Here is an 11834-nt window from a genome sequence, read left to right on the forward strand (position 1 = left end):
GACCCATCTCGTGGATCACCCGGTCACCGAACACCAGAATGTCGATGTCGATCAGGCGCGGCCCCCAACGTTCCTCGCGCACCCGCTTCAGGCGCCTCTCGACGTCCAGGCAGAGATCGAGCAGGCCGCGTGGCGAGCGCGCGGTTTCGATGCCGGCCGAGGCATTGAGAAAATCCGGCTGGTCGAGCTTGCCCCACGGCGGCGTCCGGTAGAGTGAGGAAACAGCGGTGACGCGCGTCTTGTCGTCGCCGTCCAGCATGCGCAGCGCCGCGGCCATGGATTTCGCCGGATCGCCGAGATTCCCGCCGAGGCTAAGGTAGACGGCGCTATTGAGGCCAGACAACTGTCACCTCGACATGATCGAGCACGCCCGGAACCGGGGCGTTCGGCTTGCGCACCGTAATTTCCGCTTTCCTGATCTGCGGAAAGCGTGCCGCCAGCGCTTTCGCCACTTCCAGCGCCAGCGCCTCGATCAGGAAACGCCGGTGCCCGGTGACGATCTTCTCGATCACCGCGAAGGCGATGCCGTAATTGACGGTATCCTCGATCGAATCGTCCTCCAGCGGCCGGCTGGGCTCGACCGTGAGTTCGGCGTCGACATAAAAACGCTGACCGAGCGTCTCCTCCTCGTCCAGCACGCCGTGCCGGGCAAAGAAGGCGCAGTTCTTCATGCGGATGACATACATCGTCAGCGTCCGGGAGGAAGTTTTTCTCGCGCCAGCATAGCATCGGCCATCGCCAGCGCATCCACGTTGATTGCGACATCGTGGACGCGAAAAAGATCGGCTCCCTTGAGCCGCAGAATGACGCTCGTGGCCGCGGTGCCGACAGCGCGCTCTGCGGGCTCGCGCCCGGTGACGCCGCCGATAAAACGCTTTCGCGACGTTCCCGCCATCAGCGGAAAGCCGAGCGCCTGAAGCTCGGAGAACCGCGCCATCAGATCGAGATTTTCCTCCGTCGTTTCCTTGGCAAAGCCGAAACCGGCGTCGAGCACGATCTGGTCCTCGGCAACATTGCTGGCGCGCGCGATCTCCAGCGATTTGCTGAGGAACAGAAGCTGGTCCTCGATCACGTCCGGCAGCTTCTGGCGTTCACGGCCGGTATGCATGATGATGAGGCCGGCGCCGGTCTCGGCCGCGACTCTCGCGATGCCGGGCTCGCGCTGCAGTCCCCAGACATCGTTGACGATATGCGCCCCCGCAGCGACGGCCCGCCGCGCGGTGGCCTCGCGATAGGTGTCGACCGAAATCAGCGCCTCGCCCGATGCCGCGAGCGCCTCGATGACCGGCAGCACCCGCGCCTGCTCTTCTTCGGCGCTGATCGGGGCAAAACCGGGCCGCGTCGATTCCCCGCCGATGTCGATGATGGCCGCGCCTTCTTCCGCCATGCGGCGCGCCTGGGCTATCGCCTTCTCCGGCGCGATGAACAATCCCCCGTCGGAAAAACTATCCGGCGTGACGTTGAGGATGCCGACCACGACCGACTTGGGGCCGAGGTCGAGATGGCGTCCATGCGCGAGCTGCCACCGCCTTGTCGTCATTGTCCATCAACCATGCGTGATCCGCGCGAAATCAATTTCGTTGCGCCGGCAACGGCCGTAAAGCAAGGTGCGTGAAGAGGCAACATGATGAACCGTTCCCTGCTCTGCGCCCTGATGCTCACGCTCGCCGCAACGCCGGCCGCCACGGCGAATCTGGTGAAGACCTACAGCTATTTCAGCGTCGGCGGCCGCACGCTGGACGACATCGAAAAACAGCTGACGAAAAACGGACCGGAAGTGAAGAGCACCGGCTCCCGGCATCCGGGCGCAACGCAGATGGCTTTCACCACCCGCGTCAGCTACGCGCAGGCCGCGAATTCCTGCCGGATCGCGAACGCGCAGGTGACCGTGAAGGTCAAGGTGATCCTCCCGGAATGGCGGCGCCCGCGCAAGGCGGATCCGCAGGTCAGGCTGTTCTGGGATACGCTGTCGGCCGACATCAAGCGCCACGAAGAGCGCCATGTCGAGATCGCCAAGAATCACGCGCGCGAACTCGAGGACGCGCTGAAGGCGACTTATCCGCAAAGGACCTGCGAAGCCGCGAAGGCCCAGGCCGCCCAGATCTCGGCCGCCATCCTCGCCAAGCACGATCGCGCCCAGGTGCAGTTCGACCGCGTCGAAAGCGTCAATTTCGAGAGCCGAATCATCCGGCTCCTGCGCTACCGGATGCAGCGCACCCAAAGCGGGCGGTTGCCGCCGGCTTGACCATTGGACCGGTGGTGCCGGCGAAAGCCAACACCGCCGAAACAATGGTGCCAGATTCCAAAAAACTTTCGAGCATCGGTCGAAAACGGCCTATATCGACCGACATATATCGGGTTTGCCGTCCGGCGGACTTTGGAAACCGAGATACGAATGACGGGCGCAGGACGCCCCGCACCGGCTGCTTCTTGCCGACGGCGCACCGACCTTGAAAGAGTGACGCATGGACCAGACCGTCGACAATCGCACGACGATGAGGACAATGGCCCCGCCGTCGATCAGCGAGAGCGAGAAGAACGCCATCATCGGCGGCGTGCTCTTGTCGATGCTTCTGGCGGCGCTTGACCAGACCATTGTGTCGCCTGCCTTGCCGACCATCGCGCGCGCGCTCGGCCACGCCGAATACCTGCCCTGGATCGTGACCGGCTATCTGCTGACGGCCACTGCGATGGCGCCGCTCTACGGCAAGATTTCCGACGTCTACGGCCGCCGGCCGGTCATCTACGCCGCCATCCTGATCTTTCTTTTGGGATCGCTGGTCAGCGCCCTGGCCCCCAACATGCTGGTGCTGGTCATCGGCCGGGCGATCCAGGGGGCCGGCGGCGGCGGCCTTTTCGCGCTGACGCAAACCGTCATCGGCGATCTGGTGCCGCCACGCGAGCGGGCCCGCTACGCCGCATGGATCTCCGGCACCTGGGCGGTCGCCAGCGTCGCCGGCCCGCTGCTTGGCGGTGTCTTCGCAGAGCATCTCCACTGGTCGTTGATCTTCTGGATCAACCTGCCGATCGGCTTCCTGGCGATGGCCATCATCAACAATCCGCTGAAGAAGTTGCCGATCGCGGCCAAACATCACCGCATCGACGGGCTGGGCGCAGTGCTCTTGGTGATCGCCACGGCGCTGCTGCTTCTGGCGCTCAACTGGGGTGGCAGCACCTATCCGTGGTTCTCGCCGGAAATCCTTGAGCTGGTGGCCTGCTCGGCCGCGTTCTGGGCATTGTTCGCGCTGCGGCTGCTGAGGGCCAGTGAGCCTTTGATCTCGCTCGAAGTGCTGGGTAACCGGATCGTGCTCGCCGGCACGTTGTCGATGTTCCTGCTGCAGGCGGCAAATATCGGGGCGTCGGTTTACCTGCCGGTCTATCTGCAATCGGTCGTCGGGCTCTCGGTCAGCGAATCCGGCATCGCCATGCTGGGTCTGCTGCTCGGCACCGTTGCCGGTGCCACCTTCAGCGGCCGCATGATCCCGCGCTTCGTCCACTACAAGCGCATTGCCATGGTCGGCGTCAGTTTGGCGATCGTGTGCATCGGGGTGCTGAGTGCCATTGCGACACACGCCTCGCTGCTCGAAGTCGAAATCCTGACGACCCTCATTGGCCTCGGCAGTGGCACGACCTTCCCGGTCAGCACCGTCTCGGTCCAGAACGCGGTCGATCGCGCCCATCTCGGTGTCGCGACCGGCGTCCTGACCTTCCTGCGCACACTGGGCGGCGCGCTTGGCGTCGCCCTGCTCGGCGCCGTCGCGCTCGGCTACGGCCTGCCGCTCGCCGCCGAGGGCTCGCAGACGCATATCGAGCTGACATCGGCAATGCCGTTCGTGATGATCTTCCTCACCGCCGGCATCACTCTTGTTCTGGCATTGATCGCGCTGGCGCTGATGCCGGAAAAGCCGCTGCGCGGCAAGGACGAGCACGCAGCGCCCGTGCTCGCCGAATGATCACGTCAATCGTGGACGCCGAGCTTCTTTTGCAGGCTGGTCGACGAGGTCGTGTACTGGAAGATGATGCGCTCGCCCGGGCTGACGATGCGTTTTGCGGCCTGCGCCATCAGGGCAACCTCATGGAACCCTGACAGAATCAGCTTCAGCTTGCCCGGATACCAGTTGATGTCGCCGATGGCGAAGATGCCGGGAACCGACGTCTGGAATTTCTCGGTGTCGACCGGGATGAGGTTCTCATGCAGGTTCAGCCCCCATTCGGCGATCGGCCCGAGTTTCATGGTGAGGCCGAAGAACGGCAGCATGCGGGTGCATGGCACCTCGATATCGCCATCGGGGCCACCCTTGATGGTGGCGGACGAGAGCTGGCCGTCGGCGCCCGCGAGCCCGCTCACCTGACCGACCAGGAATTCCAGCTCTTTCATCTCCTGCATGGCATACATCTTGTTGACGCTGTCGGGCGCAGCCCGGAATTCCGGGCGCCGGTGGACAAGCGTCACGCTTTTGGCGATTGGCTGCAGGTTGAGCGTCCAGTCGAGCGCCGAATCGCCGCCGCCGACGATGACGAGATCGTGGCCGCGGAAATCTTCCATGCGCCGGACCGAGTAGAACACGCTCTTGCCTTCGTAGCTCTCGATGCCCGGGATGGGCGGTCGCTTGGGCTGGAACGAGCCGCCGCCGGCGGCGATCACCACCACCTTGGCTTCGAACACCTCAGCCTCGTCCGTGGTGACGCGGAAGCTGCCGTCCTCGAGCTTTTCGAGGCTTGAGACCATCCGGTTGAAAGTGAAGTCCGGCTTGAAGGGATGGATCTGTTCGAGCAGCTTGTCGACCAGACCCTGGGCAGTGATCATCGGCCAGCCGGGAATGTCGTAGATCGGCTTTTCCGGATAGAGCTCGGCGCATTGCCCGCCGGGACGGTCGAGGATGTCGATGAGATGGCACTTCATGTCGAAGAGCCCGAGCTCGAACACGGCGAATAGGCCGACCGGCCCTGCCCCGACAATGAGTACGTCCGTCTTGATCGTGTCCGTCATCAGCTCCGCCCCATTTTGGGAATGCTGGCGACAGTGCATGAGCATTGGCTCGCTGCCAAGCAGCCACGGCAAAATTGGAAATGGAGACTTGGTTCAGCCCTGCCGTTCGGGAACGCGCACGACCAGACCGTCGAGCGCGTCGCGCACCTTGATCTGGCAGGACAGGCGCGAGTTGGGCCGGACGTCGTAGGCGAAATCCAGCATGTCCTCCTCCATCGCTTCCGGCTCGCCGACCTCGCCCGTCCAGGCCTCGTCGACATAGACATGACAGGTCGCGCAGGCGCAGGCGCCGCCGCATTCGGCCTCGATGCCGGGCACCGCGTTGCGGATCGCGTTTTCCATGACGGTCGAGCCGTTCTCGGCCTCCACGTCGAATTGAGTACCGTCATTGGCGATGTAAGTCAGCTTGGCCATTTGTCACCTGAGGAGTCGCAGCCGAGATAATCACTCCGCCGGACAAGTCAACTGCGGCGCGAAAGCGCCACCGCATGACGTTTTTTCTGGATGTGCTCCCTGGAGGACTACCGGCTGATGGCGGCGATGAAGTCCCGCACTTCATCGATCAGCACGCCCAGCTTCCTCAGGATGCGACCATCCTCAGGCTGCTTTTCAATGGCTGCAGCGCATTCGGCGACGGCAAAGGCGCCGATGCCGCGGGCCGAGCCTTTCAGGCCGTGTGCAAGGAGCACCCGTTCCTTGGCATCGGCATCGACGATCTTGTCGCGCACCGAAAGCGCCTGCTGCACGAACAGCGCCAGCACCTCCTGTTCGAGCGCGCGATCATCCATCGTCTGCCGCGCAAGGTGGGCCATATCCACAGGTCGCGAACCTGCCGTTCCCGACACGTCGCCGCCGGGCATGGAAAACGCAATACCAATCTCGCCACGCATACGCACTGCTACTCCAAGAAGGGGCCCGGCCGGCGGCCCAAAAATAGGCGGATTCCCGTCGCCAACGGGTTAACGATTGCCGGGGAAAAATGTTGTCACGGAGGCAGCCAAATCACGCTCCCGTTAACCTTATATTTAAAGTTTTACGTATCGCCGGGAATGCATGTTTTCTTTACCCGTGTGTGTCATTACGATACGAACGTCCATTTTCAGCCTCCTGTCTGGGACCAGACAAGCCAGAATCAGGCCAAAATCATAAGTCCCGCGGCAGCTAGTACAGGGTAGCGAAGGCATGGCTAAGAAACCGACGACGACCAAATCTCTCGAGAGCGACGTGGCCGCGGAACTGGAAAAGGCGCTTGACCTTGACCTGAACGGCAACGAAGGCGGGCTCGACATGGCGGCGTCGATGGAAGATCTTGAGGCCCAGATTTCGGCGGCCGCGGATGAACTGGCGCGCGAAGGCCGCAGCCATAGAATCGAGCCGGCAAATGAGCCTCAGGCCGCGAAGGCGGCGCCCCAGCCGAAGCCGGCGGAACTGCGCCCGCTCGAATCGCGCGCCTCGCAACCGAACGGTTTTACGCCGGCTCCCGCCGGTTTCACGCCGGCCAATGACGATCGCCAAAAGGATTACCGGACGCTTCTGCATGGCCTCAACCGGCGCGCTTCGAGCACCGTCTACTGGGTGATCGCGTTCATTTCACTCGCCTGGATCGCAGGCGCCGGCGGCCTCGCCAACCTGCTGTTTGGGCCGAGCATCTGGCAGATCCGCACTCTCGACCAGTTCTTCGCCCGCCCCGAGCTGATCGGCCTGGCGGTCGCGGCGATCATCCCGGTCATCCTGTTCTGGGCCTTCGCCGCCATGATCCGGCGCGCGCAGGAAATGCGCATCGCCGCGCAATCCATGACCGAAGTGGCCTTCCGCCTCGCCGAGCCGGAAAACCTTGCCCAAGACCGCGTCATGATGATCGGTCAGGCCGTTCGCCGCGAGGTCGCCGCCATGGGCGAAGGCATCGAGCGCACTTTGGCCCGCGCCGTCGAGCTCGAAACCCTCGTCCACAGCGAAGTCAACCAGATCGAGCGCTCCTACTCCGAGAACGAAGCGCGTATCCGCTCGCTGGTCGACGGGCTGGGCAGCGAGCGCGAAGCTGTCGTTAGCCATGCCGAGCGGGTGCGCGCTTCGATCCACGGCGCGCACGAGACGCTGCGCGACGAGATCGGTGCCGCCAGCGATATCATCCGCGATTCGATCCTCAATGCCTCGACCAAGCTGTCGATGACGATCAACAATTCGGGTGACACGCTGATCGATCGCATCAACGAGAGCTCGCTGTCGATCTTCGACTCGGTGGAAACCCGGCTCGACACGATCACCGACCGCCTGTCGACCTCGGGCGAGGCCTTCGCCAGCCTGCTCGACACCCGCATCGCCAAGCTGACCGACACCACGGACGGCCTTACCCGTTCGCTGACCGATCTTCTTGACGATCGCACCAACGGCATGGTTTCGCTGCTCGGCGGCGCCGCCCGCACGCTGAACTCCGAATTCGAAGCAAGCCTCAGCGGCATCGAGCGGACGCTGGCCGAGCGCGGCCAGGCGCTGATCAGCGAGTTCCAGACCCGCGCCGAAGCACTCGACACCGGCACCCAGAAGCTCAATGCCGCGCTCGAAGCGCGTGCCCGCCAGATCAACGAAACTCTGGTTGAACGTGCGCGCGAGATCGCCAACACCTTCGCCGAGAGCAAGGACCAGCTGTCGTCGATGATCGATCAGGGCAAGACCCAGATCGGTGCCGACATGGCCGACATCATCTCGTCGACCTCTTCCATGCTCGAAGCCCGCGCCACGGATTTCGCCGGACGCATGGAGGCGGCCCGCCATGTCGTGTCGCGCGCCTTCGACTCCGACATCCAGCGCCTCGCCGATGCTCGCGCCGGCATTGACGAAGCCATCGAAGACCACAGCCGGAAGCTCTCCGACAGCAGCAACCGTATGGCCGCCGCCATGCAGGAGGACCTCGCGAAATTCGCCGAGAGTCGCGCCGGCATCGATGAGGTCGTGGCCAGTCAGGTCCAAAAACTGGCCGAGGGCCGCAGCCTTATCTCTCGCGCGCTGGAAGAGGACCTGCGCAAGGTCAACGAGTCCCACGCGGCCATCGACGCCTCGCTCGGCGCCCATCTCGAGCAACTTCAAGAGAGTCGCAACCGCCTCTCCCAGGCGCTGAACGAAGACTCCGGCAAACTCGTGCAAGCCCGCACCATAATTGACGAAATGGTCGCTGGACATGTCGGCAAGCTGGCCGAGGGCCGCAACATTCTGGCGCGCGCGCTGGAAGCCGATCTCGGCAAACTGGCGGACAGCCGCGCCTCGATCGACGGCCTGGTCGCCGGCCAGGTCGAGAAGATCGCCGAGGGCCGCGCCGTGCTCGCCAAGGCGCTGGAGACCGACATCGCCGGGATAAGGGACCTGATCGAGACCCATTCGGCCAAGCTCGCGGAGGACAGGGGTGAACTCAGCCGCGCGCTGGAGGGCGACCTGAGCGGAATCCGAAGCCTGATCGACAGCCACGCCGGCAGGCTTGTCGAGGACCGCAGCCTGCTGTCCCAGACGCTCGAATCCGATCTCGCCAAGTTGGCCGAGAGCCGCGCCTCGATCGACGGCCTGGTCGCCGGCCAGGTCGAGAAGCTCGCCGAAGGCCGCGATATCTTGAAGCGTGCCCTGGAAGCCGACATCAACACCATCAGGGGTGCCATTGCGGGACACTCCGAGAAGGTGCAGGAGGAACGCGCTCAGCTGTCGCAGGCCCTGGAGGCCGACCTGCAGACCGTCGGCGGCGCAATCTCCGATCACCAGAACAGGCTCGTCCAGGACCGCGCCGTGCTGTCGAAGTCGCTCGAGGACGATCTGGCCAAGCTGGCCGAGAGCCGTTCCAGCATCGATGGCTTGGTGGCCGGCCAGGTCGAGAAGCTTGCCGAGGGCCGCGATATCCTCAAACGCGCTCTGGAAGCGGACCTCAACACCATCCAGGGCGCCATCGTCGATCATTCGCAGAAGATCGCCGACCATCGCGCCGAGCTGTCGCGCGTCCTGGATGCCGACATGGCCAATGCCAGCGGCCTCATGCAGACCCACGCCGACAGGCTGGTCCAGGACCGCTCGACCCTGTCCAAGGCATTGGAGGACGATCTCGCCAAGCTGGCCGAAAGCCGGTCCTCGATCGATGGTCTGGTCGCTGGCCAGGTGGAGAAGCTGGCCGAAGGCCGCGATATCCTCAAGCGTGCGCTCGAAGCGGACCTCGCCAAGCTCGCCGAAAGCCGCGCCTCGATCGACGGCCTCGTCGCCGCGCAGGTGGACAAGCTCGCGGAAGGCCGCGATGTCCTCACGCGCGCCCTCGAGGCCGACCTGGCCAAGCTCGCCGAGAGCCGCGCCGGCATCGACGGGCTGGTCTCCGGCCAGGTGGAAAAGCTCGCCGAGGGTCGCGACATCCTCAAGCGGGCGCTTGAATCCGATCTGCAGAAGCTGGCGGAAAGCCGCTCGGAGATCGACGGCGTCATCGCCGGTCACATCGGCAAGCTGTCCGAAGGCCGCGACATGCTGGCCCGCGCGCTGGAAGATGACCTCGTCAAGCTCGCCGAAGCGCGCAAGGACGTCGACCGTTCGGTGTCCGGCCATATCGACCAGATCGCGGCCAAGAGCAGCGACATCTCGGCGGCGATCGCTGCCGATGTCGAGAAGATCGAGCAGGCCTTCAGCCGCCAGACCGGCATCATCGAAGAGCGCGCCGGCACCATGGAGCGTGCGCTTTCGGCCGGCGTCGACAATGTCCGCGGCGTCCTCGAAAAGACCGCCGTCTTCGTTGCCGGCGCGCTGCGCGACAAGGTGATGGAAATCACCAGCACGCTGCACGAGCAGGCGGGCGCCGCCTTCAGCGACGCCGATCGCAAGATCGCCGAACGCGCCGAACAGACTTCGGCTGCGCTGCTCGCCCGGGCCGAAGAGATTGCCAACGCCTTCGAGCAGGCCGACCGCCGCCTGCACGAGCGCGCTCAGGACACCTCGAGCATGCTGATGGCCCGCGCCGATGATGCGTCCAACGCGCTCATGGCCCGTGCCGAGGAAACCGCCGACAAGCTCGCCGCCCGCGCTGGCGAGATCGCCGGCACCTTCGACGCCGCCGACCAGAAACTGGTCGCCCGCGCGGTCGAAACGGCGCAGTCGCTCGCAGCCCGCGCCGGCGACATCCTGCGCAACTTCGAGGGCGCGGACGAGCGCCTCAGCATGCGCATCACCGAATCGGCCGAAGCGCTGGCCGCCCGCGCTTCGGATCTCGGCCGCATCTTCGACGCCGCCGACCAGCATCTGATCTCGCGCATTGCCGAAGGTTCGGAGGCGCTGTCGTCGCGGGCGTCTGAAATTGCCCGCATCTTCGACGACGCCGACAACCGTTTGGTGTCGCGCATCGCCAGCAGCACCTCGACCATCGGCGAACATGCCGACACCATTGTCGGCGCATTCGCCGCCACCGAGCAGCGCGTCGCCGACCGTGCCCGCCAGACCGGCCAGGAACTCGCCGTCCACGCCCGCGAGATCGAGCAGGCGCTCGCCGGTGCCGACGAACGCCTGGCCTCGAGCGCCGCTGCGGCCGCGGCCCGTGTCGAGGAGCAGGTTGCGAGCGTCGAGAACCGGCTCGCCTATGGCGCCGAAACGATGGGCCAGAAGCTCAACGAGCAGGTCTCCAGCGCCGAGGCGCAGCTCATCTCGCGCGCCAACGTCATTGCCGAAACCTTCACCGCGGTCGGCCAGCATATCGGCCAGAGCACCAACGAGGCGGCAAAGACCATCGGCGCCAACACCCGCGAGCTCAACACCATGCTTGCGGCGCGCTCCGCCGAAATGTCGAAGATTCTCGACGAGACGGCGCGTCCCCTGGTCGAGCGCTTCGCCCAGGGCGGCTCCGAGCTGCAAAAGAGCATGGAAGAGGTCACCGAACGGGCGACCGAGAAGCTGCGCAGCGAAAACGCGGCCCTCGTCAATGCGCTCGCCAACCGTACCGCGGAGACGCTCTCGGCGGTCGAGGGCGCCCGCTCGACGCTGGCCGACAGCGTTGCCGACCTTATCGGCCGCATGACCACCTCCAGCGCGCAGCTCAGCCAGCTCATCGACCAGGCGGCCGTCAATCTCGGCCAGGTCGAGGAGCGCCTGAGCGGCAGCACGCAGAGCTTCGCGGCGACCACCGAGAAGGCGGCCCAGACCTTTGCCAGCTCGGCGCGCCTCGTTGATTCCAACACGACGCGGCTCACCGATCTGTCGTCGGCGACGTTGCGCGAGGTCGCCTCGATCGCGACCAAGTTCGACGAGCACAGCCGCCTGCTGTCCAGCGCCTCGGACCTGCTGAGCTCCGCGCAGAGCAATCTCGAGCACACGCTGGAGCGGCAGTCGTCGCTGGAAGACCTCGCCGTCGGCCTGGTCAAGAAGTCGGAAGACCTCGAGAAAGTCATGCGCTCCTTCGAGACTCTTGTGGGCCAGACGATGCAGAATGCCGAGGGCCGGACGATGGAATCGGCGGAGAAGATTCGCACCGCCATCGCCGAGGTCGTCGATTCGGCGACGCGCCGCTTCGCCGACGCGACCGAGGAGATGCGGCGCACTGCGGGCTCCATCAAGAGCGAGCTGGACCTCACCCGCGCCGAGCTCAAGAAAGGCGTCATCGAGATGCCGGAGGAGGCGAAGGAATCGACCTCGGCCATCCGCCGCGCCGTCGCCGAGCAGATTAACGCGCTCAAGGAACTGTCGGATATCGTTGCGAAATCCGGCCGCAGCGGCAGCAGCGAGACCGGCGAGCCGCGCGCCCTGCGCCCCGCGCCGCAGTCGCCCGCTCGCCCCGCCGAGCAGCCGCTGCGCCGCCCGCCGGCGCCGCAGCAGCCTCAGCCGGAGCGCCCGGCGCCGCAGGCAC

Annotated in this window: 9 protein-coding genes; 3 read left to right on the forward strand and 6 right to left on the reverse strand. The window is 65.1% G+C overall.

Translation table 11 applies throughout. The features are described from left to right. The 3 genes from folK to folP form a co-directional block, all read right to left on the reverse strand. On the reverse strand, positions 1-343 hold a 343-nt coding region (gene folK, locus EOA32_RS24645; RefSeq protein WP_128373115.1), incomplete at its 3' end, for a 2-amino-4-hydroxy-6-hydroxymethyldihydropteridine diphosphokinase. Next, positions 327-686 carry a dihydroneopterin aldolase gene (folB, locus tag EOA32_RS24650; protein ID WP_066992392.1) on the reverse strand — a complete coding sequence of 120 codons (360 nt, stop codon included), beginning with the start codon at positions 684-686 and terminating at the stop codon, positions 327-329. The genes folK and folB, both read right to left, overlap by 17 nt. 2 nt (positions 687-688) lie before the next feature. Further along, positions 689-1540 (reverse strand): dihydropteroate synthase, encoded by an 852-nt coding sequence (gene folP, locus EOA32_RS24655; RefSeq protein ID WP_128373116.1) that lies wholly within the window; start codon positions 1538-1540, stop codon positions 689-691. A gap of 84 nt (positions 1541-1624) precedes the next feature. Between folP and EOA32_RS24660 the strand changes: the two genes are divergently transcribed. Both EOA32_RS24660 and EOA32_RS24665 read left to right on the forward strand, forming a co-directional pair. Beyond that, positions 1625-2245: a DUF922 domain-containing protein gene (locus EOA32_RS24660; RefSeq protein ID WP_128373117.1), complete on the forward strand. Its 621-nt coding sequence runs from the start codon at positions 1625-1627 to the stop codon at positions 2243-2245. 220 nt (positions 2246-2465) lie between these two features. Continuing rightward, on the forward strand, positions 2466-3953 hold the full coding sequence (locus EOA32_RS24665) for an MDR family MFS transporter (RefSeq protein ID WP_128373118.1): 1488 nt from the start codon (positions 2466-2468) through the stop codon (positions 3951-3953). Between the two features lie 5 nt (positions 3954-3958). Here the strand turns inward: EOA32_RS24665 and EOA32_RS24670 are convergent, their stop codons facing one another. From EOA32_RS24670 to EOA32_RS24680, 3 genes are all read right to left on the reverse strand, one after another. Next, the gene (locus EOA32_RS24670) at positions 3959-4990 is read right to left on the reverse strand and encodes an NAD(P)/FAD-dependent oxidoreductase (protein WP_066992380.1); all 1032 of its coding nucleotides are present in this window, start codon (positions 4988-4990) and stop codon (positions 3959-3961) included. Between the two features lie 93 nt (positions 4991-5083). Continuing rightward, the gene (locus EOA32_RS24675) at positions 5084-5404 is read right to left on the reverse strand and encodes a 2Fe-2S iron-sulfur cluster-binding protein (protein ID WP_066992377.1); all 321 of its coding nucleotides are present in this window, start codon (positions 5402-5404) and stop codon (positions 5084-5086) included. Positions 5405-5511: 107 nt separating this feature from the next. Next, positions 5512-5880, reverse strand: coding sequence for an Hpt domain-containing protein (locus EOA32_RS24680; RefSeq protein WP_066992375.1), 369 nt, complete (start codon positions 5878-5880; stop codon positions 5512-5514). A gap of 292 nt (positions 5881-6172) precedes the next feature. Here EOA32_RS24680 and EOA32_RS24685 point away from each other — a divergent pair. Then, the coding region (locus EOA32_RS24685) for a kinesin (protein WP_128373119.1) at positions 6173-11834 on the forward strand (5662 nt) is incomplete at its 3' end.

The organism is Mesorhizobium sp. M1A.F.Ca.ET.072.01.1.1 (genome assembly GCF_004023325.1).
Taxonomy (GTDB): Bacteria; Pseudomonadota; Alphaproteobacteria; order Rhizobiales; family Rhizobiaceae; genus Mesorhizobium.

Bases quoted from the DNA above. Each gene is read 5' to 3' on its own strand.
- EOA32_RS24670 (WP_066992380.1), bottom strand. From the start codon at position 4,990: ATGACGGACACGATCAAGACGGACGTACTCATTGTCGGGGCAGGGCCG.
- EOA32_RS24680 (WP_066992375.1), bottom strand. From the start codon at position 5,880: ATGCGTGGCGAGATTGGTATTGCGTTTTCCATGCCCGGCGGCGACGTG.
- EOA32_RS24660 (WP_128373117.1), top strand. From the start codon at position 1,625: ATGATGAACCGTTCCCTGCTCTGCGCCCTGATGCTCACGCTCGCCGCA.
- folB (WP_066992392.1), bottom strand. From the start codon at position 686: ATGTATGTCATCCGCATGAAGAACTGCGCCTTCTTTGCCCGGCACGGC.
- folP (WP_128373116.1), bottom strand. From the start codon at position 1,540: ATGACGACAAGGCGGTGGCAGCTCGCGCATGGACGCCATCTCGACCTC.
- EOA32_RS24665 (WP_128373118.1), top strand. From the start codon at position 2,466: ATGGACCAGACCGTCGACAATCGCACGACGATGAGGACAATGGCCCCG.
- EOA32_RS24675 (WP_066992377.1), bottom strand. From the start codon at position 5,404: ATGGCCAAGCTGACTTACATCGCCAATGACGGTACTCAATTCGACGTG.